The sequence below is a fragment of the Pararhizobium sp. O133 genome (assembly GCF_051669845.1).
Classification (GTDB): Bacteria; Pseudomonadota; Alphaproteobacteria; order Rhizobiales; family Rhizobiaceae; genus Pararhizobium.
In genome coordinates this window covers 2,293,696-2,316,552 of record NZ_CP196426.1, presented here as the reverse complement: position 1 = coordinate 2,316,552, position 22,857 = coordinate 2,293,696, and the positions used below count along the sequence as shown (strand labels likewise).

Genomic DNA, 22,857 nt, shown 5'->3' with positions numbered 1-22,857 from the left:
TGAGGCACACAACAGAACGGATGGTGGCGCCAATGCCGCCGACCCTGGTGGTTCCCGAAAGGGGTGCCATTCTGGCAGAGAAACCGGAGTTGCAGGTAAAAACCACCGAAACGGGACACATCGCGTGTCATTACTTACTAACTCAATCAGGCACACGATGTGTCCCGGCCGAGTTGATCATTCAAACCACGGGCGAAACGCGCCGCGTGAGGGTTTTCGCATGGCTGCGGGCAGAACGTTCGGCAGATTAAGCCCCTCTCCCTTGTGGGGAGGGGTTGGGGAGGGGTCTTGTCCAGAGGCAAAAACCAACTCCCTACCCCCGCCGCGCCGCCTCGATCACCGCCACGTCGATCTTCTTCATGTCCATCATCGCATCGAAGGCGCGCTTGGCTTCGGCGCCGCCGGCGGCAAGCGCTTCGGTCAGGACACGCGGCGTGATCTGCCAGGAAATGCCCCACTTGTCCTTGCACCAGCCGCAGGCGCTCTCCTGCCCGCCATTGCCGACGATGGCGTCCCAGTAGCGGTCGGTTTCTTCCTGGCTGTCGGTGGCGATCTGGAAGGAGAAGGCTTCGTTGTGCTTGAAGATGGGGCCGCCGTTGAGGCCGAGACAGGCGACGCCGGCGACGGTAAACTCGACCGTCAGTACATCGTCTTCCTTCCCCGACGGATAATCGCTCGGTGCCTTGTGCACGGCGCTGACCGAACTGTCGGGGAAGACCTCGGCATAAAATCGGGCGGCGGCCTCGGCATCCTTGTCGTACCACAGGCAGATCGTGTTCTTGGCCATCGGGTTCTCCTCCAGGGTTCCGGCTCAATCACGGTGCGGAGGTTGCTTGGCCAGCGGCCGGCGTCTCCCGCACGATGATGCAGAGATCATGGTAGCCGGCAATCACATCAAGCGCGAGACCGCAAACGCAAAAGGGGCCGGCAAAGCCGACCCCTTGGCAATCCGTCATCGCGTGGACGATCATCCCTTGCGGGAAAACAGCGAGGCAAAAGCGCGTCTTGGCGCGAACTTGCCTTTCATGCTCTTGACGATGACCATATGGCTGATCTCGCCGCGCTTGAAGGCCTTGAGGAATTTCGGATAGTTGGCGAAGGCGACGCAGCCATGGCTGTCGCCACGGTTGCGCAGCAGGTAACTATGGGCCAGGAGGCCGACGCGGCCATGCGGCGCAACCCCATCCGTCGGCGTCAGGCGGACGGCGGCAACGCCGTGAAACAGCGATTCACGCATCGTCACCTTGTAGGTGCCGGGCGGGGTCGGCCCCTTCATCTTCACATGCACATAGGCCGGGTTGTCGCGCATCTTGCCGATGCCGGAATGGGCTTCCAGCTTTTCGCCGTTCGGCATGTAGACCACGCCCGCCGAGATATCGTAATAGGCGACGCCCTTCTTGCCGCGGAATGTCGGCTGGACGTCATCCTCGTCGTCATCCATGGCCGGCAGGTCGGGCCGCGCATAGGCGAGTTCCTTCGGCTTCCTGGCCTTGTCAGCCTGTGTCTTGTCGGCATCGAGCTTTGCGATGCTGCGCGGCTTGGCCAGCGGCAGTGGCCCGAGATCCGGAAGCATGCCGTTCAGCGACGAAGCGGGCTCCTGCATGACCAGGTTGAACGGCTTGTTCACGCCCTGCTCTTCGAGCGAGACATTTTCCACGAGAGCGCTCGCAACCACCGGCACCGAGCCTGTGACCATGGCGTCGCCACGGCTGGCCGCCACACTGGCAAGCGCCACGACGATCGAACGCTCGGCGAAATCCTTTGCAGGCTTCGCCGTCGCGACCGCCACGGTGCTCTTCTGCGGCACGGCCTGTGCGACGAGATTCATCTGCGGCTTGATGGTCAGCCGCGAAAACTTGGCGAGCCGCACCACGCGTTCCTGCTGCGGTGTGGCGCGAACGATCGCGTTGAGACCAAGCGAGGCTTCAAGCCGTGGTTTCTTGTCGGAAGGAACGGAGGATCCCATGGTCTGCACGACCGCAAAGGCTGCGATCATCCAGACGGAGGCGGCGATGCCGACACCGATGACGGTGGCGCCGGATAAAAACCGCTTCGCCTTCTTCGTCTTGCCGGAAGAGGCACCGTGTCTGCACTTTTCAACCGCTGACGCCATGATACTCGTTACCCGAAACGCATTACTCACACTGGGGACAACGAGACGCGCCGCCGCCAAGGCCGGTCCAATGTCGGTCGGGCGCTCTCTATCGCGCTTGCCTGCACATGCCGGTTGATCTGAAGAATGACAAAGTATGGTAACCAATTCCTTTACGCTGGCTCCCCGAAAGACGAGAAGCATGAGTGGCACGGAAGGGGCGCACGGGCTGCAGCACAAGACGGAAGAAGGCACGCCTTCTGCGCCGCGACCTCGCGGTCCGCCGTACACATTCCGTGACGGCGTCTCAAAACTGGTACTGGACTTGAGAGCAACGCGATGCGTTTGCGTGAGGCCTCAGAACCTTTATTTTTGGCAATATTAAGGACGCCTTGTTTGTTAAGAGGCGTTTTGCCGTGATGCCTCATAGTCTATCCCCAATTCTGGGGAGGCAGACGCGGCCGCTATCGTTCCAAATCCCGCGGATAGACAAGCAGAAAAAGCAGCTGGCTCTGCTCCCTTCATCCGATTCGTTTGAAGACCCGCCAAGCGATATCGCCTCCCGACAAACTGTCACGGCTGTCTTGATCGGCAACGCCTCAAAGAGCGGTGGAAATTGCCTGGACATCACCGCATTGATTAAAATTGCAGCGACTTTCGACTGAGAAAATTAAAGCGACGCAACTTACCAATTCGGCCTCATCCGCATGAGCGAGATCGTTTTCAGCACCCACGGCAGGAATTCGCGTCCATGAGCTTTCTTTCCGCGATCGCAATGATCTCCGTTATGGTGATGTTTCCCGTCCTGCTGTCCCTGCGTACGACCGGCGTACCCGGCGCCTCGAAGTTCTGCATCGCCTGCGCGCTGGCGGCGGCCGGAGCCGCGCTCGGCCTGACATCCGATCTCGCACCGATATGGGTGCATACGGTGGCCTCGACAGTGTTGAACGTTGCCGCCGGGCTGGTCATTCTCGCGGGCTTTCGCGAATTTCTCGGCCGCGCGTCCATGCATGTCTGGTCGCTCGTGACCGTGCTTGCGGGCACCGCCGCTGCCCTGACTTTCTTCAGCTATGCCGTCGATAATGCCACCGCACGCATCTGCCTCGGCGCCGGGCTCGCCGGACTGATCTACACGCTTGTCGGCCTGACGATCATGCGCCACTGGCCACGGGAACGGGCGATCATGCCCTATCTGCTGGTCTGCTGCCTCGCGGCCTTCGCCGTTGCCGGCATCCATGCCATGCGGGTCGTTGTCTTCAGCGCCGGCCTTCCCGCATTTGGCGGTGTTGCCCCTCCGCAGTTCTGGATAGCGACACTGATGAACGCCCGGCAGTTGATCATGCCGCTGTTCTTCCTGGGCGTGATCCTGATGCTGCACGGCTGGATGATCGCCAATCTTCGCCACATGGTCGCCCATGACGACCTGACCGGCACCTTGTCGCGGCGTGCCTTCATGACGCGTGCCGAACGGATGTTTTCAACCGCCGCCGGAGACCAGCCCATCTTCATGCTGCTCGACCTCGACCGGTTCAAACAGATCAACGACCAGTACGGCCATGCCGGCGGGGACGCCGCCCTTGCCCATTTCAGCCGGACGGTTCGTGAAACCCTGGGCGGGCGCGGCATTCTGGGGCGCCTGGGGGGTGAGGAATTCGGCATCGCGCTGACTGGAATCGATCGGCTTGCGGCGATCGAGATAGCCAAGGCCATCTGCGCCGGCGTCCGTGCCATTCGCATCAACGACATCAACGGCGCCGAAATAGCGCTGACGGTCAGCATCGGGCTGGCAACGGGTGAACCGGGCGGGACCGTCACCGATGCGATGATCCGGGCCGATGGCGCGCTCTACGAAGCAAAAGCTGCCGGACGCGACCGCTTGAGCGTCTCCGAAAGCCTCTATTCCTCCGCCAGCAGCCGGGCCCTCGCCGGTGCCGCAGCCCAAATGCGTGCGGCGGCAGCCGTCTCCACGACGCCGCTGCAGTTTCCCAATACCGCCTGAGGCTCCTCGCATCCCGGCTTGCATTGACGGGCGACATACCTATGTGAGCTATGCCCTCATGGAGAACCGCCAATGACCTTTCGCATCCGCCTGCTCAGCGCCCTCGCCCTTGTCGCGGCCACGTTTGCATCCCTCCCCGCCCGGGCTGAAACAGTGGGTGAAGTCGGCGTCGACTGGCTTGGCAACGATATCAGCATCGATGCGGTCAGCGATCCCAAGATCGAAGGCGTCACCTGCCACGTGACCTATTTCGATCGCAGCGTCATCGATCGCCTGAAGAACGGCAACTGGTTCGAGGATCCCTCCAACAATTCGATCGCCTGCCGCCAGACCGGCCCGGTGACGATCGGCGATATCGATCTGTCCCACGAAGGCGAGGAAGTGTTTCGCGAGGGATTGTCGCTGATCTGGAAGACGCTCGTCGTCACCCGCATCTACGACAAGAAGAACAACACGCTGATCTATCTGGCGCATTCGCGTGAACTGACCGACGGTTCGGCCAAGATGTCGATCTCGACCATCCCGCTGTTCGGACAGAACGTCACCTGGACCGAAGGCGCGCCGCAATAGGCGGCGCGGTCAGGCTCCGGCGAGAACGTCCTTAGACGTGAGGATGCGAATGCCCGCGGCATTCATTTCGGCAATCGCCGTTTCGACGCCGGCGGGATCAATCCCCCGGCTGGCGTCTGCGATGAACCGCACATCCACATCCGGCATCATCGCCTTGGCATCGAGCGCAGACGCCTTCACGCAATAGTCGGTCGCCAAACCGCAGACATCGAGCGTATCGACACCCTTGCCGGTGAGATAATCGGACAGTCCGGTGAGCGCCGTCTGGTCGTTGTCGCGAAAGGCGGAATAGCTGTCGACGGCGACATCCTCGCCCTTGCGCTGGACATGATCGACAGCGGCGGTGTTGAGCTCGGGATGGAAATCGGCATCGCGGCTTCCCTGGACGCAATGATCCGGCCACAGCATTTGTGGCTTGCCGCCGAGCGTGACCATTTCAAAAGGGCTTCGGCCCGGATGCTGCGAGGCGAAGCTACCGTGATCGCCGGGATGCCAGTCCTGCGAGGCGACGACGAGATCATATCCGCCCTCCGCGATCAGCCTGTTGGCAACGGGAACGACGTCCTCGCCATTCGGCACGGCCAGATTGCCGCCGGAGCAGAAGCCGTTCTGGATATCGACGAGCAAGAGGCATTTCATGGGCGGTCTCCCTTCCGGCATCACGTCGCGGAGGCTGGACGGAAACCCGCCTGCCTGCAGAGCACGACACTAAACCGGAAGCAAGACACCCGCCACGCCGCTGTGCCGCTATTCTTGCCCAATCCGGCAGAAACGCGAATGGACACCGCCGGTGTGAACCGGGCGGTGTCCGTTGATTTTCGACAAACATGCGGGCGGCTTACGCCGCCTGGGCAAGCTCGTCGGCGATGACGGTGTCAAGGTTGAGGAAGCAGACCATGGTCTTTTCTAGCGCCACGATGCCGCGGCAGAAGGCGCGCTGGGCTTCCGGAATGATCTCCGGCGCCGGCTGCAGGGCCTCGCTTTTGATGGTCATCATGTCGGAAACCTGCTCGACGAGCAGGCCGACCAGCTTGCCGGCGATGTCGGTGACGATGATGGCCGAGCGCTCGGACGGCTCGGTCATCTTCATGCCGAGGCGGCAGGCCATGTCGATGACCGGGATCACCGCGCCGCGCAGGTTGATGAGGCCGAGAACGTAGGGCGGCGTATGCGGCATCGGCGTCACCGGCGCCCAGCCGCGGATTTCGCGGATCGCCATGATGTCGATGCAGAATTCCTGATCACCCAGATGGAAGGAAACGATTTCCAGGTAGGCACCGGATTGCTTGATGGCACTGTTGTTCATGATCAGAATTCTTCCCAGTTTTCGGCGGAACCCGATGCCTTCGGCACGGATGACGCGGGGCTGCTAAAGGCGCCCGCCAGCTTGCCCATCAGGGCCTTGGCGGGGGATGGGGCTGGACGCGTGTTCGCCGGCGTGGCGACACGAATCGGCTGGCGGGGGGCACGGACGGATGAACCGCTGAGCTGGAACTGGCCGATCAGATCGGTCAGGGCTTCCGCATCCTGCGCCAGCGTATGGCTTGCGGCATTGGTTTCCTCGACCATGGCGGCATTCTGCTGCGTCATCTGGTCGAGCTGGCCGATCGCCGTATTGATCTCCTGAAGGCCGGTCGATTGTTCGCGGGCAGCCTGGACGATGGAGGTCATGTGTTCATTGATGCGCACCACGTCGGAGCCGATGCGGCCAAGCGCCTCGCCGGTCGCCTGCACCAGTTTGACACCGTTGCCGACCTCGTTGCTGGAGCGTCCGACCAGAACCTTGATGTCCTTGGCGGCACCCGCCGCCCGCTGGGCCAATTCACGGACTTCCTGCGCGACGACGGCAAAGCCTTTGCCGGCTTCACCGGCACGGGCGGCCTCGACGCCGGCGTTGAGCGCCAGAAGGTTGGTCTGGAAGGCGATCTCATCAATCACATTGATGATCTTGCCGATCTCGGAAGATGCATCCTCGATGCGGGCCATGGCCGCCACGGCCTCGCCGACGATGCGGCCGGATTCCTCGGCATTGGTGCGGGTTTCGCCGACCATCTGGCTCGCTTCCTCGGCTCGCTGGGTGGCTGTGCGCACCGTGACGGTGATCTGGTCGAGCGCTGCCGACGTTTCTTCAAGCGAGGCCGCCTGCTGCTCCGTCCGCTTGGCGAGATCATCCGCCGCGCCGCGCATCTGGCGGCTGTTGGATTGGATGGAGGAACCACTGTCCTGGACATTGGACAGCACGCTCTGCAGCTTGCGAACCGTGTTGTTGAAGTCGATTCGTAAACTTTCGAGATCCGCGCGGAATGGCTGGTCGATGGTGACCGTCAGATTGCCCTCGGAAAGGCGGTTGAGGCCTTCGCCGAGCGCCGTCACGGCGCCGCGCACCTGACGCGCCTCTTCTGACCGCGCGGCTTCGCGTGTTTCGCGTTCCGCTTCATTCTCGGAACGGCTGGCCGCTGCTCTCTGCTCAAGCTCAAGCTTCTCGACAGCCGCCACCCGGAACATTTCGACCGAACGGGCCATCTCGCCGAGTTCATCACCACGCGACACGGCGTCCACCGCGGCCTGGTAATCCCCCTTGAGGATACGCTGCATGCTATCGCGCACGGCAAAGATGCCGCGGCGAAGGACGTTGCCATGGAAAAACAGCAGGCCCATCAGCGTGGTCATCGCCAGGAACCCAAGAGCAAGCTGCATCAGCACGGATGAACCGGACCGTTCGATCGCCTCACCGACGCGTGCCGAGAGCAGAATGCCGGCCTCATCCGTCAATTTCGTCAGAGACGCGGTCATGCGTTCGCCCGCGCCGTCGATCGTATCGTCGATTGCGCCAAACGCCTTGGGGTCCGCACCGTCCTCCACCATCCCAACCAAATCCGTCTGGATGGCACTCGTCAGTTCGGCAAGATCAGCATCGAAGGTCGACATGATTTCGGGCTTGCCGACGGTCGCCGCGAGAGCCGCAAGCCCCGGCTTGCCTTGATTGAGCGCCGTGATCGAATCGGCAATGAGCTTGATCCGCTCGGGCGAAACCTTGCGCTCGTCCCTGTCGACGATGATATCCATGGCCGCGAGCACGAGTTCGACATTGGTCAGGTGCATCAGGCTGGCGTTTCGGATTGCGTTCTGTGCGACAACCGCGTTCTGTAGCGCGCCGCCAACATGGGAATTCTGATACCAGCCAATAGCCACCATCGAGCCGAAGCCGACAAAAGCGGCGACGGCGAGTGTTCCAAGGCGCTGGCTGACCGAAAGCTTGCGTTCGAGTTGTGCTGTCGATGTCATTCGGCATTGATCCGTTTCCGCGCCACGGCAACAGCGCCGCACGCATGTGAAGAGAGTGGATAATGCGGGAAACCGGGCTCGATCAAAAACCGGCGACGTCATGTCAAAAAGGGAAATGGCACCCTCACGCCCTTGGAACATGGCAAACACAAATTAAACATTCGCTAAAATGGTCACCCAATTTTAACGACCCTCGGGGCAGTCGCGCCATTCGCAAAAACACGAAACCGGCTTTCCATTAGAGGCTCACGGCAGTATCATCGCGCGATGGATGATGCGGACGACAAGTACCCGAAGTCACTGATTGCTACCGTCGCGGCGGGTGGTGGCCTGCTTCTGGCTGGCGCTGCCTTTATTGGCTGGATCGTCCAAGGCCCGGAGATGTTTCTCGCCATGGCCGAGAACGGACTTTCCTGGTGCTTCTGACCTTCCTGGCGCTTCAGAACGGCCCTGCCACATTTTGACGCTGGCGGCTAGAACGTTTGCAACGCCGGTCCCGAACCGCTATTTCAACAGCGACAGTTCAGCAGGTGACCGGATATCTTCATGAAGACTTTACGTATCGTTCTGTGGGTAGCAGTGGCAGTGGTCGCAGCCGTCCTCGGTTATGCCGCCTACTGGATGAGCAATCCGAAAGAGCAGCTGGCGGCCGGCCCCTTCGGCGTTCCTTTCGAACTCGTCTCGCAGACCGGCCAGCCGATCAGCGAGAAGGCCTTCACCGGCAAGCCGTCCGCCGTCTTCTTCGGCTTCACCCATTGCCCGGAAGTCTGCCCGACGACCCTGTTCGAGCTGAACGGCTGGCTGGAAAAGGTCGACCCGGACGGCACCAAGCTGCAGGCCTATTTCGTCAGCGTCGATCCCGAGCGCGACACGCCCGAGATCATGAATCAGTACGTTTCCAACGTTTCCAAGCGCATCATCGGCATTTCCGGTCCGCCGGACAAGGTGATGGAGATGGTCAAGGGCTTTCGCGTCTACGCCAAGAAGATCCCGCTCGACGAGAAAAATCCGGACGGTGACTATACGATGGACCACACCGCCTCGGTCTTCCTCCTTGACGCCAAGGGAGCTTTCACCGGCACGATCGCCTATGGCGAAAACCCCGACACGGCGGTCCAGAAGCTGGAAAACCTCACCAAGCGTTAAAGCATGTCCCGTAGAAGTGTGCAGCGGTTCTGCGGGACATGCGTATGAACAAAGGACTAAAGCGTACGGAGCGAATCTGGAAGATCGCGACACGCTTTAGGCCCTGCGCTTTGCCTTTGATCGTAGCGCATGATAGAGCGCCACAGCCGCCCTGCCCGATCCGAAGGACAACGACCTTGAGTGACCTGCGCCTTTTCATCACCACGACCGAGATGCTTTCCGAGGTCGCGATGAGCCTGATGACCGATGCCTTTGAGGATGAAGGCTACGCCATCGCAACGATGGAAATGGATGAGAAGCAGGATCGCTGGGAAGCATCGCTCTATATCGACTTCGATGAAGAAGACGAAATGCGCGAGCGCTTCGCCGACGTTATCACCGAACGGTTCCCGGATGCAGAGATCCAAAGGGAAGTCATTCCGGACGTCGATTGGATCGCCAAATCGCTGGAAGGCCTGTCGCCGGTGCGTGCCGGTCGCTTCCTCGTGCATGGCTCGCATGATCGAGACAAGATCGCGCTCAATGACATTGCCATCGAGATCGACGCCGGCCAGGCCTTCGGCACCGGCCATCACGGCACGACGGCAGGCTGCCTCGAGGTCATCGAAACCGTCATGCGCTCCCGCAAGGTGCGCAATGCGCTCGATCTCGGCACCGGCAGCGGCGTGTTGGCGATCGCCGCAAGAAAGCTGAAGCACATTCCGGTGCTGGCAACCGACATAGATCCCATCGCCACCCGGGTCGCGGCCGAAAACGTCAAGCGCAACGATATCGCCGCCGGCATCACCACGATCACAGCCCCCGGCTTTCATTCGCCGGCCTTCGATACCCATGGTCCGTTCGACCTGATCATCGCCAATATCCTCGCCCGGCCTCTGATCAAGATGGCGCCGCAGCTGGCAAACCATCTGGCGCCCGGCGGCTCCGTCATCCTCTCGGGCATCCTGGCGTCACAGCGCTGGAAGGTCCTGTCGGCCTACAATGCCAACCACCTGCGCCATGTCCGCACGATCTGGCGCAATGGCTGGGTCACGATCCACCTCGATCGCGCCTGACACGCTTCCGCCTCGCGCGGAAGCAATTCATTTGAAATGGCTGAAAATGAAAAACCCGCCCGTCCGTCATGGACAAGCGGGTTTTTCGAAACAAAGGCGATGCCGAAGCATCGCCCGCTGACCGGCAAGCCGGTCATGTCCGCGAGCTTGAGGAGGAGGAGCGCTCAAGCGGACTCTTCACGGTCTGAAATTGGCCACCCGGAGGGAGGAGGAGAAGGATGACCAACCATGCTCAGACCATGCAGCGCGTGCCCGAAGGCATTCGCGTGAACATCAGATTTGCATCCGTGTTCGTTGAGTGGGTTTATAGACTATTTTTTGAACCGGTCTAGGTGCAATGCAGCATGGGTGCCATGCACGGAACGCATAAGTATGATAATTGCGACTGACTGCGAATGGAGAATGGATGCTTGCGATCGTGATACCGCTCATCTGCCTTGGCGTCATCGCCTGGATTGTCGGGTCGATACTCTGGTCTATGCGAGGCAGGAACTTGGACGATAAAGCCGGTTGGCCGCCCTATCCCCTGATCGATGCATCGGAGGAAGAAATGGAACGCAGACATCTCGAATGTCGTGATCGCCTGAGCCACGCACCGTTCGGCTCCTGGGTGGCGCGTGACCTGTACCGCAAGCTGATGACCTGCAAACAGGGCACCGGGCTGATCCACGAATTTCATCGCGACTATTGCGGGCACGGACTGATCCGGACAGGCACCACGATCACGCTGCGTGAAATCCAGGACGGCGGGCACAGTCTCGGAGAGCCGATTGCCCAATGGGACAACGAAGCTGATTTTGTCGCATTCTTTGCACGACAGTCGGATTTCAGTTGCAGCGGTTGGGAGCCGGCCGAGCGAGTGTTCTTCACCAACGATCGCTGGGCCCGAAACAATCAGCGGCTGACATGGGAGATCATCCGCAAATTCGTGAAGGGTTGATGGGACAGGTAAGAAACACGGGCTATCACTCCCCAGACTGTTTCCGCTAGAGTATATCCACCCTTGAGGAATCGGCGTGGATCGGTCGCCCGGCGCGATCTGCTCACCGGCCCCTCCCTTCAGCCCCAATTTGGAAAAATCCATGTTCCAGTCCTTTGACGTTACCTCCACACCGCAATTCGGCAAGGCGCGCGTCACGGCGCTGCGCGCCGCACTCGCCGACCTGAATGTCGATGGCTTCCTCGTGCCGCGGGCCGATGAATATCAGGGAGAATATGTCCCGGCATCGGCCGAACGACTGGCCTGGCTGACCGGCTTCACCGGCTCGGCCGGCATTGCGCTCATCACGCGCAACCAGGCGATCGTCTTCGTCGATGGACGCTACGTTACCCAGTTGGCAGAACAGGTGGATGGCAGCGTCTTCGAAGGCGGAGACCTCGTCGGCGAACCGCCGCATGTCTGGCTCGAACGTCATGGCGCCAAGGGCTTCCGCCTCGGCATCGATCCGTGGCTGCATACCGGCGCGGAAGTCCGCAAGCTGGAAAAGGCCCTGCAGGGGCTCGGCGGCGCTTTGATCTTCCTGGATCACAATCCGCTCGACAAGCAGTGGGAAAACCGTCCGGCCGCGCCCCTCGGCCGCGTCAATATCCAGCCGCTCGACCATGCCGGCCTGCTCGCCAGGGACAAGCTCGCGACCATGGCAACGGACCTTTCGAAAGCCGGCGCTGATGCCGTCGTGCTGACCGATCCTTCGTCGATCGCCTGGACCTTCAACATCCGCGGTAGCGACGTTCCCCACACACCGCATCCGCTCGCCCGCGCCATTGTCCATGCGGACGGCAAGGTCGCGCTGTTTCTCGACAAGCGCAAGGCCGGTATCGAGGAAGAGGCTTACCTCACGCAACTTGCCAGTTTCGAAGCGCCTTCCTCATTCGAGGAGAGAATCTCCGCCCTCGCCGCGACGGGCGCGAAGATCATGATCGATCCCGACCATGCGGCCTTCGCGCTTGCCGAGCGCATCCGTAAGAGCGGCGGCACGGTGATCGAGGCCATCGATCCGGCCCGCCTGCCCCGCGCCCGCAAGAACGCGGCCGAACTCGAGGGTTCCGCCCGCGCCCATCTGCAGGATGGCGCCGCCATGGTCGAATTTCTCGCTTGGCTGGATGGAACGACGCCGGGAGAGATTACCGAGATCGCTGCCGCCGTGAAGCTCGAAGCCTTCCGCAAGTCGGTCGGCGAGCGCATGCAGAACCCGCTCAAGGACATTTCCTTTGACACCATCTCCGGCGCCGGCGCCCATGCCGCGATCATGCATTACCGTGTGACGACGGAGAGCGATCTCGCGATTGCCGATGGCACGATGTTCCTGATCGATTCCGGCGGGCAGTATGTCAACGGTACGACGGACATCACCCGCACCGTGGCGATCGGCACCGTGCCGGAGGAGCAGCGCCGCTTCTTCACGCTGGTCCTGAAGGGCATGATCGCCATCAGCACCGCCCGCTTTCCGAAGGGCTCACGCGGCGTCGATCTCGATCCGCTGGCCCGCATCGCGTTGTGGAAGGCGGGCGCCGATTTCGCCCACGGCACCGGCCACGGCGTCGGCTCCTATCTCTCCGTGCATGAAGGCCCACAGCGCATTTCACGCGCCTCGATGCAGGAATTGCTGCCCGGCATGATCCTGTCGAACGAACCTGGCTATTATCGCCCCGGCGCCTTCGGCATCCGCATTGAAAATCTGGTGCATGTGCTCGAAGCCAGCGAGATCGACGGCGGCGAGCTGCCGATGCTCGGTTTCGAGACCCTCACCTTCTGCCCGATCGACCGCCGCCTGATCGTCACGCCATTGCTGACGGACGAGGAGTTGGCATGGATGAACACCTATCACCGCCTGACGCGGGAAAAGCTGGCGCCGCTGATTTCCGACGATGGCGTGCTCACCTGGCTCGAAGAGGCAACGGCAGAGTTGACGCGCTGAGCGCTTTCAGAAGAGACCGATATGCCGGATGGCCATGACGACGAGCCATCCGGCAAGCAGCATCCACAGCGATGAAAAGCGCAAGCCGACGAAGAAGGCGACGACCATCGACGCCGTAACGTCCCAGCCGCCATAGACGAAGGCAGGCGCAACCAGCGTCGACAGCACGGCGGCGGGAACGGCATTTAGCGCCGCCTCCATGCGCGGCGGGATGCGCTTCATCTGGGTGATCATCACATACCCGCCGATACGGGTCAGAAACGTCGCCACGGCGGCTGCGAGAATGATGTAGATCAGGTGCAGGTGCTCGGTGCTATCCATGATCAAACCTCATGTTTCAGGGTGACGGGCTCTTCCGGCGCGGCCGGCAGCGGCATGCAGGCGGCAAGCGCGATGCCGGCGACGGCACCGATGCTGACATGCCAGGGCGAACCGACGAAATGCATGGCAGCGACCGAGGCCAGCGAACTGACGGCGACGACCGGCAGCCAGTGATCGCGCTTGCGGAAGCCGAGGACCAGACCGAGGAAATAGATCGGCAGAAGCACATCAAGACCGATGGAACGGGGATCGCCGATCATCTGCCCGAAGATGGCGCCCAGCATCGTCATCAATTGCCAGGGCAGATAAATGATCAGCGCGAAACCGAGATACCACCAGAACGTGACCGGCTCGCCGCGCTCCGCCCGCTTCTCCGTTTCGGCATATTGCGGATCGACCAGAAGGAAGAAGGTGAAGAATTTCTGCACGGCCGAGAAATGGCGGATATGCCGCGCGATCGATGCCGAATAGAGGATGTGGCGGAAGTTCACCGCAAAGATGGAGAGCACGATCAGCCAGGGCTGGACGTTGTGGCCGAACAGCTCGATACCGACCATCTGGCTGGCGCCGGCATAGACCGTGGTGCTCATGAAGACGGCATCGAAGACCGAAAAGCCGTTGTCCACCGCCAGCGCGCCAAACAGCGCACCGAACGGAGAGGCGGAAACCATCACGGGGAAGCCACCGCGAACGCCCTGCCAAAAATCATCTTTTTTCATGGGGAACTTTCCGGAACGGACGACGAACGAAAGCCGCGCTCCGATTGAAATATGTCTGAAATCGAATCCACAGATAGGTCGCCGACTGACAACCGACAATTCAATAAGATTGATGCAGCGATCCGGATTTCTGATCGAAACCCGGACATCCGCGCAAACGGATATCCGGGCGTGGCCCTGGGTCAGGGCTTGGGCTTCACCTGAAAGGTATGCTCGATGCCGGGAAAGGTCCGCGCTTTCACCTCATTGGCATAGGCTTCGAAAGCAGCCGACATCTGCGGCGCGAGCTCGGCGAAATGCTTGACGAAGCGCGGCTTGAAATCGCTGAAGATGCCCAGCATGTCGTCGGAGACGAGAATCTGGCCGTCGCAGGCCGGAGACGCGCCGATGCCGATCGTCGGCGCCCGCAAGGCTGCGGAAATTTCGCGCGCCAAGGGCTCGACCGTGCCTTCGACCACGATTGCAAAGGCGCCGGCATCGTCGATAGCCTTGGCGTCGCGCCGGATCTTGGCCGCTTCCTTGTCGCTGCGACCGACCGAGCGATAGCCGCCCATGGTGTTGACCAACTGCGGCATCAGGCCGACATGGCCGAGCACCGGAATGCCGCGCTGGGTAAGGAAATCGACGGTCTCGGCCATCTCGGCCCCGCCCTCGAGCTTGACGGCGCTGCAGCCAGTCTCCTTCAGGATGCGCGCAGCACTCTGGAAAGCCTGTTCCTTCGATTCCTGGTAAGAGCCGAACGGCAGATCAACGACGACGCAGGCCTTTTCCGAGCCGCGCATGACCGCTTGACCATGGGCGATCATCATGTCCAGCGTGACGCCGACGGTCGAATCGAGACCGTAGATCACCATGCCGAGTGAATCGCCCACCAGCATGAAATCCACATGCGGATCGAGCAGCCGGGCGATCGGCGTCGTATAGGCCGTCAGGCTGACGATCGGCCGCTCGCCCTTCAACGCTTCGATATTGCCGGGGCTGAGGCGACGCTTCACTGCCTGTACACTCATGTTCACGCCACCTTCGCAAATTTAGCCGTTTTCGGGCTGAAAACCCGATTATCGAGCAGCTTCGTGCTCCCGAAGCGGACAAAAAGCAACAGAAGAACCGGTTTTTCGCCAATTTCGGTCAGAGTATGCAGTGTTTCCGGATCGCGGATCGCCACCACTTCAGGCTGTGCCAGCGGCTCGGCAGCGATGAAATCCGTGAGCGCGCGCTCGATCTTCGCCACATCCGTCAGGCCCGAGGCAACCAACCTTTCGGCCTCATCGAGCGCCTTCGGCACGATGGCCGCCGCCGCGCGCTCTGCCGTTGTCAGATAGACATTGCGCGAGGAACAGGCGAGACCATCGGCTTCGCGCACCGTTGCAACGCCGATCACTTCGACCGGTTGCGCGAGATCGTCAACCATGCGCTTGATGATCTGCAACTGCTGGAAATCCTTCTCGCCGAAATAGGCGCGATCGGGCTGGACGATATTGAAAAGCTTGGTGACGACCGTCGAGACGCCGGCGAAATGGCCGGGGCGAACCTTTCCTTCCAGTTCGCCGCCAAGCGTCGGCACATCGACCACCGTTTCCATCGGGCGCGGATACATATCGGAGACACCGGGCGCGAACAGGAAATCCACCCCGCCCTCAATGAGCATCGTCTGGTCGCGGGCAAGATCGCGTGGATATTTCGTCAGATCCTCGTTGGCACCGAACTGCAGCGGGTTGACGAAAAGACTGGCGACGACGATGTCGTTTGCCGTTCGCGCCCGGGCGACCAGTTCCATATGGCCGACATGCAGGTAACCCATGGTCGGCACCAGACCGATGGATTTGCCGGCACGGCGATGTTCCGCCAGGCGCGCGCGCAGGTCCGCAATGGTTGTGATTGTTTCCATCCGAGGATCCTCCAATCCGCAAAGCTTGCCGTCGTATTGATGGCGGCTGGCTCCTTCCGGGTCACCCAGGAATATCCGTTGAAACCCAGCGAGGTGTCCTAACGTGTGCAGTGCAAAAAGACAATTCAAGAATCGCTGGCCGGAATTGTCGCGGAAAAGCGGGCTCCGTCTATCCGGAGCCCGCGACCGCTGTTGTCAGCGGATTTCGACCGTCTGTTCGATGGCGCCGAAGATCGAATGACCGGTGCGATCGTTCATCTCGATGCGCACGGTATCGCCAACCGACAAGGCCGAGGATGCGCGACCAGAACCGCTGGCGACGATGCTGCCGGAAATCAGCGAACGGCTGGCAACCGTCGAACCGACGCTGGCGACGGCGTCGTTCAGACTGCCGGTTCCGCCTTGCACGGACTTGCCGTTGTGGCGAACGAGAACCGCGAGTTCATCGGCTCCGCCCAGTTCATCCGCGGTCACCGCAACCGGCGAGAAGGACGAACCGACATTCGAACCACCGACGGAAACGTCGCTGGAGAGCAGGAAGAGCACCGCTCCTTGGCCCGCCGCCTCGTTTGTGTCTGTCCTGTCGATGTCATCGACGATCACGGCGATCTGCGTGGTAACATTGATATCCGACGCACCGGCGGCAACCCGGATGGCATCGCGCGGCCCTGAAAACCCGCCGGAACCGCCGGCCCAGAAGAAGGCGCGCGGCAGCGGTGAGGCGGCATCATGCTCGTGAAAGCGAATGGTCGGCTGCGAGCCGGTTTCAAGCCCGAGCGCCACCCGTTCCAGACGCGGGGCGACATGCGCCCAGTCATCGAGCGCCGCCTGCAGCGTGCGGGCGATATGACCGACCTCCGAGCAGCGGGTCAGATCCTTGGAGACCACGACGAGTTTGCCGTCGCGGGTACTGTCTTTCAGAGTGGCCAGTTTCATCGCTTGCATGTTCCTCGGGTTCGTTGTCGGCGGCAGTTCTGCGACCGCCCGAACCCATAGTGACACTATTTCGACGCGGGTGTCGCGTCGAATTTCAGGCGACGCATGCGAGCATGCTGCCGCCGGAACAAACCACGACATTCCTGCCGGCCGCAGAAAACCGCGCAGACCCAGCTTGCCGCGCACAGATAGCGGGCGGCAAGCGAGATCGAAAGATCAAGAGATCAGAGCGCACTCGTGACGAAATAGAACAGCGCCGAGATCAGGGCCGCCGCCGGCAGGGTAATGATCCAGGCGATGACGATATTGCCCGCCAGCCCCCAGCGGACGGCCGACACGCGGCGTGCCGCGCCGACGCCGACGATCGCGCCGGTGATCGTGTGCGTGGTCGAAACGGGAATGCCGAGCCAGGTGGCCGCAAACAGGGTGATTGCACCGCCGGTTTCCGCGCAAAAACCCTGCATCGGATTGAGCCGGGTAATCTTGGAGCCCATCGTATGAACAATGCGCCAGCCACCGAACAGGGTGCCGAGCGCCATGGCCGACTGGCAGGTGATCACCACCCAGAACGGCACATAGAAGGTGCCGCCGAGATAGCCCTGCGAAAACAGGAGGACGGCGATGATACCCATCGTCTTCTGCGCGTCGTTGCCGCCATGGCCGAGCGAATAGAGCGAGGCCGAGATGAACTGCAGCCCGCGAAAGCTGCGGTCGACGGCAAACGGGGTCTGGCGAACGCAGACCCAGGACACGACCAGCACGAGGATAAGGGCAAGCAGGAAGCCGATCATCGGAGACACGAAAATTGCGCCGACCGTCTTCAGCAGGCCGCTCAGCACGATGGCGTCTCCGCCCGTGCGCGCCAGGCCCGCCCCAACAAGACCGCCCACCAGCGCGTGCGACGAACTCGACGGAATGCCGAAAATCCAGGTGACGATGTTCCAGATGATCGCACCCATGAGCGCTGAAAAGATCACCTGCGGCGTCACGATCGCCGGATCGATGATGCCCTTGCCGATCGTCTCGGCCACATGCAGACCAAAGAACAGGAAGGCGATGAAATTGAAGAACGCGGCCCACATGACCGCGTATTGCGGCCGCAACACGCGCGTCGAGACGATCGTCGCGATCGAATTGGCGGCATCGTGCAGCCCGTTCAGGAAGTCGAAGAATAGCGCCACGCCGATCAGGCAGAGCAGCAGCGGAAAGGCGAGCGTCGGCTCCATCAGACGTTCTCGATCACGATGCCGCTGATTTCGTTGGCGACATCCTCGAACCGGTCGACGACCTTTTCAAGCTCGCCGTAAATCTCGCTGCCGATGATGTAAGCCATCGGGTTGGATGCGCCGTGGCGGCGGAACAGGTCCTTCAGCCCCTGGTCGTGCAACTCGTCAGAGCGGCCTTCGACACGGGTCACTTCCTCGGCGATGGCGCTGAGGCGTTGAGCGTTGGTGCCAACCTTGTCGAGCAGCGGAATAGCCTCGGCGATCAACCGCGCGGCATCGACGACCAGCACGCCCATTTCGCGCATGCCGGGGTCGAAGCTCGTCTGCTCGAACAGGCGGATGGTCTTGACGGTCTTGTGCATCATGTCGATGGCATCATCCATCGACTGGATCAGGTCCTTGATGTCGCCGCGGTCGAACGGCGTGATGAAGCTGCGGCGAACGGCGAGCATGACATCGCGGGTGATGTTGTCGGCCTGATCCTCGAGCGCGACGATGCGCTGGCAGTTGGCTTCATGGTCACCCTCGCCCGCCAGCAGCGCCTTCAGCGCGTCGGCGGCGCCGACGACGGTGCGCGAATGCGCTTCGAAAAGTTCGAAGAACTTGTCCTCGCGCGGCATCAGCTTGCGGAACCAACCCAACATTGTTCACCTATCCGTTTTCGTCATTGTCACGAAACTGTCATAAATCTGGCCGTCCTCATAAACAAGACAAGCGGACAAGGGAAGCTTTGCAGGCCGTTGAAGTGCGGTTACCCACCGATCAGGATAAACCAGCCGTCCTCATCGGTGGTTTCGACGCCGAGTTCGCGGGCCTTTTCGAGTTTCGAGCCGGCACCGGGGCCGGCGACCAGAAGATCGGTCTTCTTTGAAACGGAACCCGCGACCTTCGCGCCCAGGCGTTCGGCCATGGCTTTGGCCTCGTCGCGGGTCATTTTTTCCAGTGAACCGGTGAAGACGACGGTCTTGCCGGCGACGGGACTGGAACTTGCCACCGGCGCTTCCGCGTCCTGTGGACGAACCATACCCGGAGCCAGGAGCTTCGATAAGACGTCGACATTGCGCGGTTCCTTGTAGAATTCTACGATTGCCCGGGCGACCACCTCGCCGATCCCGTCGATCGTGTTGAGATCGCTCCAGGCATCCGATCCGGGCTCGGCTGCCGCTTTCATCGCCTCCGCAAAGACCGCATAGCTGCCATAGGAGCGCGCCAGCAGCTTCGCCGTCGTCTCGCCGACATGACGGATGCCGAGCGCGTAGATGAGCCGGTTCAGGGCGATCGCGCGACGGTCGTTGATGGCATCGTAGAGCTTGCGCACACTGACCTTGCCGAAGCCATCGATGTTTTCCAGCTTGGTCAGGGTCGAAGCTGCCTGCCGCCTTTCCAGCGTAAAAATGTCGGCTGCCGTCCTGATCGACAGCGACGGATCGTCAGCCTCGAAGAAGAATTCGATCTGCTTGGCCCCCAGCCCCTCAATGTCGAACGCATTGCGCGAGACAAAGTGCTTCAGGTGCTCGACAGCCTGTGCACGGCAGACAAAGCCGCCGGTACAGCGGGTGACGGAATCGAGTTTCCCGGTCTTTTCGTTGCGCTCGCGCACCGCGTGACTGCCGCAGACCGGACAAGTCTTCGGGAACTGGTAACGCGCGGCGTCCGCAGGCCGCTTTTCCATGACGATATCGAGTACCTGCGGGATGACGTCCCCTGCTCGCTGGACGATGACGGTATCGCCGACGCGGATATCGTGATCCGGCTCGCGGATACGCTCGCCGCCATTGCCGAGACCTTCGATATAGTCGGCATTGTGCAGCGTCGCATTGGTAACGACGACACCCCCGACGGTAACCGGCGTCAGCCGCGCCACCGGCGTCAGCGCGCCGGTACGGCCGACCTGAATCTCGATCTTCTCGACGGTGGTAAACGCCTGCTCCGCCGGGAACTTGTGCGCCGTCGCCCAGCGCGGCGAACGGGAGCGGAAGCCGAGGCGTTGCTGCAGGTCGAGCCGGTCCACTTTGTAGACGACGCCGTCGATATCGTAATCGAGGTCGGGCCGTTTCAGTCCAATCTCGTTGTAATGCAAGAGAATGGCCTTAATCGATGACAGCCGCTGCATCAGCGGATTGACTGGAAAACCCCAGCGCTCGAACGCTTCGACCATGCCAAACTGCGTGTCGGCCGGCATGTCGGAAATCTCGCCCCAGGCATAGGCGAAGAATTTCAGCTTGCGGCTGGCGGTAATCGTCGGGTCGAGCTGGCGTAAAGACCCTGCAGCCGTGTTGCGCGGGTTGACATAGGTCTGCTTACCTTCCGCCAGCATCTGCTCGTTCAGCGCCAGGAAATCGCTCTTGGCCATATAGACCTCGCCGCGCACCTCGACGATTGCCGGCACGCCGGCGGGCAGCGTCTGCGGGATTTCCCGGATGGTGCGGATATTGGCCGTCACGTTCTCGCCGGTGGTGCCATCGCCGCGCGTGGCAGCACTGACGAGCCGGCCGTTTTCATAACGCAACGACATGGACAGGCCGTCGATCTTCGGCTCGGCGGTAAACGCGATGGAGTCGTCCGGCAACTGCCCGAGAAACCGGTAGACGCTCGAAATGAAATCGCTGACGTCCCCGTCGGAAAAGACGTTGTCGAGCGACAGCATCGGGCGAGCGTGGATGATCTGCTGGAAAATACCGGAAGGCGCCGCACCCACCTTGCGCGACGGGCTGTCGGCGCGGATGAGTTCCGGGAAGCGGACCTCGATCTCCTCGTTGCGCCGCTTCAGCGCATCGTAGTCAGCATCGGAAATCTCCGGCGCGTCCTTGCCGTGATAAAGCGCGTCATGATGCGCCAGTTCCCTGGCCAGCCGCTCCAGCTCAGCCGCCGCCTCTTCAAGCGTCAGGGTTTCTACAGCAGCGGTTTCTGAGGACATGATGCGGCTCCGGTTTTCGAAGTCGTTTTTAGAGAAATTTCGGAGAATGGAAAGATGCAGTTTCCATCGCGAGAGCGACGAAACTAGACGTTCCCCGCCAGCAGCCGCGCCGCAGCCGCCCTCGCCTCGTCGGTTACCGAAGCCCCCGCCAGCATGCGAGCGATTTCTTCAGTGCGGGCCTTGTCGTCCATGCGGGCGACGCGGGTGGCGATGGTCTCGGATTTCTCCGCGGTCGGTCCCTTGGAAATCAACAGATGCGTGGCCGCTCGCGCCGCCACCTGCGGCGCATGGGTGACTGACAGGACCTGGACTGTCTTCGACAGCCGTTTCAGCCGCTGGCCGATTGCATCCGCCACGGCGCCACCGACTCCGGTGTCGATTTCGTCGAAGACCAGCGTCGGTGCCGAGCCGCGATCCGCGAGTGCCACCTTCAGCGCCAAGAGAAAGCGCGAAAGTTCGCCGCCCGAAGCCACCTTCATGATCGGGCCGGGACGCGTGCCGGGGTTGGTCTGGACGTGGAATTCGACGATATCGATCCCTTCGGCCGTTGCTGCCTCCGGGTCAGTCGTCATCTCGACCATGAACCGCGCCCGCTCAAGCTTCAGCGCCGGAAGCTCCGCCATGACCGCATCCGACAATGCTGTCGCCGTGTTGTGGCGCTTGGCCGAAAGGGCAGCCGCGGCAGTATCGAAAGCGCCCTTGGTCAACCCCAACTGGACATCGAGCTGCTTCAGCTTCTCCTCGCCGGCATCGAGATCGGCAAGGTCGGAGATCATCTTGACGGCGAGCGCCGGCAGACCGACGACAGGGACGGAGTATTTGCGGGCGGCGGCCCGCAGGGCAAACAGGCGCTCCTCGACACGCTCCAGTTCCTTCGGATCGTATTCAGTCTTGCGAAGTGCGGCCTCGACGGCCATCTGCGCGTCGGACAGATGGTTGAGCGCGGTATCGAGAAATTCGACGGTTTCTTCCAGAAGGCCGGGTGCTTCGTGGCTTTTACGCTCCAGCCGGCGCACTAGCGAAGCGATCAACGGCACAGGTGACGCATGACCGTTCAGGAATTCGCTCGCCTCGTTGATATCGACGGCGATGCGCTCGGCCTTCATCATCCGGGAACGGCGTTCGGCGAGATCGTCTTCCTCACCATCCTGCGGCGACAAGCCCTCCAATTCCTCGACGGAGGCGCGCAGATAGTCCGCTTCGCGGGCCGCGGCCTCGACCTTGTCGCGATGCTTCTTCAGCGTCCGCTCCGCATCCTTCCAGATGCGGTAGAGGCCAGCAACGTTCTGCGCTTCCTCGGCAAGTCCGCCGAAAGCATCGAGCAATGTGCGGTGGGCGTGGGTATCGACCAGCGCGCGATCGTCGTGCTGGCCGTGGATCTCGACCAGCAACTGGCCGGCCTGGCGCATCAGTTGCACGGAAACCGGCTGGTCGTTGACATAGGCCTTGGTGCGACCATCGGCCGACTGGACGCGGCGAAAGATCAGGTCGCCGTCGTCATCGATGCCATTCTCGCGGATCAAGAGCCGGGCCGGATGCCCCATGCCGACATCGAACACCGCCGTCACCTGCCCCTTGTCGCCACCATGGCGCACCAGCGATCCGTCGCCACGGCCACCGAGGGCCAGCGACAGGCTGTCGAGCAGGATCGATTTTCCAGCGCCGGTTTCGCCGGTCAGCACGGAGAGGCCGGCATCGAAGGACAGATCAAGTCGTTCGATCAGGACGATATCGCGGATCGAAATCTGTGAAAGCATCCCGTTTCAAATCTCTTCGTCGAGGGCC

21 protein-coding genes are annotated in these 22,857 nt (G+C 61.6%); 7 read left to right on the top strand and 14 right to left on the bottom strand.

Annotated features, from left to right (window positions below):
- Nucleotides 1-313 precede the first annotated feature (313 nt).
- Both ACST81_RS11070 and ACST81_RS11065 read right to left on the bottom strand, forming a co-directional pair.
- Nucleotides 314-787 carry a VOC family protein gene (locus ACST81_RS11070; RefSeq protein WP_438747585.1) on the bottom strand — a complete coding sequence of 158 codons (474 nt, stop codon included), beginning with the start codon at nucleotides 785-787 and terminating at the stop codon, nucleotides 314-316.
- A 180-nt stretch (nucleotides 788-967) separates the two neighbouring features.
- Nucleotides 968-2,113 carry a DUF2778 domain-containing protein gene (locus tag ACST81_RS11065; RefSeq protein ID WP_438747583.1) on the bottom strand — a complete coding sequence of 382 codons (1,146 nt, stop codon included), beginning with the start codon at nucleotides 2,111-2,113 and terminating at the stop codon, nucleotides 968-970.
- 730 nt (nucleotides 2,114-2,843) lie between these two features.
- Here ACST81_RS11065 and ACST81_RS11060 point away from each other — a divergent pair.
- Together ACST81_RS11060 and ACST81_RS11055 are read left to right on the top strand one after the other, a co-directional pair.
- Nucleotides 2,844-4,091: a GGDEF domain-containing protein gene (locus ACST81_RS11060; protein WP_438753303.1), complete on the top strand. Its 1,248-nt coding sequence runs from the start codon at nucleotides 2,844-2,846 to the stop codon at nucleotides 4,089-4,091.
- 72 nt (nucleotides 4,092-4,163) lie between these two features.
- Nucleotides 4,164-4,661 (top strand): CreA family protein, encoded by a 498-nt coding sequence (locus ACST81_RS11055; RefSeq protein WP_438753302.1) that lies wholly within the window; start codon nucleotides 4,164-4,166, stop codon nucleotides 4,659-4,661.
- A 9-nt stretch (nucleotides 4,662-4,670) separates the two neighbouring features.
- Here ACST81_RS11055 and pncA read toward each other — a convergent pair whose 3' ends face one another.
- The 3 genes from pncA to ACST81_RS11040 form a co-directional block, all read right to left on the bottom strand.
- Nucleotides 4,671-5,300: a bifunctional nicotinamidase/pyrazinamidase gene (gene pncA, locus ACST81_RS11050; RefSeq protein WP_438753301.1), complete on the bottom strand. Its 630-nt coding sequence runs from the start codon at nucleotides 5,298-5,300 to the stop codon at nucleotides 4,671-4,673.
- Between the two features lie 199 nt (nucleotides 5,301-5,499).
- Nucleotides 5,500-5,967, bottom strand: a complete 468-nt coding sequence (locus tag ACST81_RS11045; RefSeq protein ID WP_062580074.1) for a chemotaxis protein CheW — start codon at nucleotides 5,965-5,967, stop codon at nucleotides 5,500-5,502.
- Nucleotides 5,968-5,969: 2 nt separating this feature from the next.
- Complete coding sequence (locus ACST81_RS11040) at nucleotides 5,970-7,946, bottom strand: methyl-accepting chemotaxis protein (protein ID WP_438753300.1); 1,977 nt, start codon at nucleotides 7,944-7,946, stop codon at nucleotides 5,970-5,972.
- A 267-nt stretch (nucleotides 7,947-8,213) separates the two neighbouring features.
- On the opposite strand from ACST81_RS11040, the gene ACST81_RS11035 reads away from it, so the two are divergent.
- The 5 genes from ACST81_RS11035 (at nucleotide 8,214) to ACST81_RS11015 (ending at nucleotide 13,065) form a co-directional block, all read left to right on the top strand.
- Nucleotides 8,214-8,372, top strand: coding sequence for a hypothetical protein (locus ACST81_RS11035; protein WP_438753299.1), 159 nt, complete (start codon nucleotides 8,214-8,216; stop codon nucleotides 8,370-8,372).
- 120 nt (nucleotides 8,373-8,492) lie between these two features.
- A complete protein-coding gene (locus tag ACST81_RS11030) occupies nucleotides 8,493-9,092 on the top strand; it encodes an SCO family protein (protein ID WP_438753296.1) in 600 nt (199 codons plus the stop codon).
- 176 nt (nucleotides 9,093-9,268) lie between these two features.
- Nucleotides 9,269-10,147 carry a 50S ribosomal protein L11 methyltransferase gene (locus ACST81_RS11025; RefSeq protein ID WP_438753295.1) on the top strand — a complete coding sequence of 293 codons (879 nt, stop codon included), beginning with the start codon at nucleotides 9,269-9,271 and terminating at the stop codon, nucleotides 10,145-10,147.
- 406 nt (nucleotides 10,148-10,553) lie between these two features.
- Nucleotides 10,554-11,087 (top strand): hypothetical protein, encoded by a 534-nt coding sequence (locus ACST81_RS11020; protein WP_438753294.1) that lies wholly within the window; start codon nucleotides 10,554-10,556, stop codon nucleotides 11,085-11,087.
- 142 nt (nucleotides 11,088-11,229) lie between these two features.
- On the top strand, nucleotides 11,230-13,065 hold the full coding sequence (locus ACST81_RS11015; RefSeq protein WP_438753293.1) for an aminopeptidase P family protein: 1,836 nt from the start codon (nucleotides 11,230-11,232) through the stop codon (nucleotides 13,063-13,065).
- 6 nt (nucleotides 13,066-13,071) lie between these two features.
- Here ACST81_RS11015 and ACST81_RS11010 read toward each other — a convergent pair whose 3' ends face one another.
- The 9 genes from ACST81_RS11010 to recN all read right to left on the bottom strand — a co-directional run bounded on the left by ACST81_RS11010 (nucleotide 13,072) and on the right by recN (nucleotide 22,829).
- On the bottom strand, nucleotides 13,072-13,386 hold the full coding sequence (locus ACST81_RS11010) for an AzlD family protein (protein WP_438753292.1): 315 nt from the start codon (nucleotides 13,384-13,386) through the stop codon (nucleotides 13,072-13,074).
- A gap of 2 nt (nucleotides 13,387-13,388) precedes the next feature.
- Nucleotides 13,389-14,105: an AzlC family ABC transporter permease gene (locus tag ACST81_RS11005; RefSeq protein ID WP_438753290.1), complete on the bottom strand. Its 717-nt coding sequence runs from the start codon at nucleotides 14,103-14,105 to the stop codon at nucleotides 13,389-13,391.
- 182 nt (nucleotides 14,106-14,287) lie between these two features.
- Nucleotides 14,288-15,115 carry a 3-methyl-2-oxobutanoate hydroxymethyltransferase gene (gene panB / locus ACST81_RS11000; protein ID WP_438753287.1) on the bottom strand — a complete coding sequence of 276 codons (828 nt, stop codon included), beginning with the start codon at nucleotides 15,113-15,115 and terminating at the stop codon, nucleotides 14,288-14,290.
- 2 nt (nucleotides 15,116-15,117) lie between these two features.
- Nucleotides 15,118-15,993, bottom strand: coding sequence for a pantoate--beta-alanine ligase (gene panC / locus ACST81_RS10995; protein WP_438753286.1), 876 nt, complete (start codon nucleotides 15,991-15,993; stop codon nucleotides 15,118-15,120).
- Nucleotides 15,994-16,188: 195 nt separating this feature from the next.
- Entirely contained in the window at nucleotides 16,189-16,929 is a 741-nt protein-coding gene (locus ACST81_RS10990) for a fumarylacetoacetate hydrolase family protein (RefSeq protein ID WP_438753284.1), read from the bottom strand.
- Nucleotides 16,930-17,153: 224 nt separating this feature from the next.
- Nucleotides 17,154-18,155, bottom strand: a complete 1,002-nt coding sequence (locus ACST81_RS10985; protein WP_438753282.1) for an inorganic phosphate transporter — start codon at nucleotides 18,153-18,155, stop codon at nucleotides 17,154-17,156.
- The gene (locus tag ACST81_RS10980; RefSeq protein ID WP_438753281.1) at nucleotides 18,155-18,799 is read right to left on the bottom strand and encodes a DUF47 family protein; all 645 of its coding nucleotides are present in this window, start codon (nucleotides 18,797-18,799) and stop codon (nucleotides 18,155-18,157) included. The genes ACST81_RS10985 and ACST81_RS10980 overlap by 1 nt, the downstream gene beginning before the upstream one ends.
- Nucleotides 18,800-18,906: 107 nt before the next feature.
- Complete coding sequence (gene ligA, locus ACST81_RS10975) at nucleotides 18,907-21,072, bottom strand: NAD-dependent DNA ligase LigA (RefSeq protein WP_438753280.1); 2,166 nt, start codon at nucleotides 21,070-21,072, stop codon at nucleotides 18,907-18,909.
- An 83-nt stretch (nucleotides 21,073-21,155) separates the two neighbouring features.
- On the bottom strand, nucleotides 21,156-22,829 hold the full coding sequence (gene recN, locus ACST81_RS10970) for a DNA repair protein RecN (RefSeq protein WP_438753278.1): 1,674 nt from the start codon (nucleotides 22,827-22,829) through the stop codon (nucleotides 21,156-21,158).
- Between the last annotated feature and the right edge of the window lie 28 nt (nucleotides 22,830-22,857).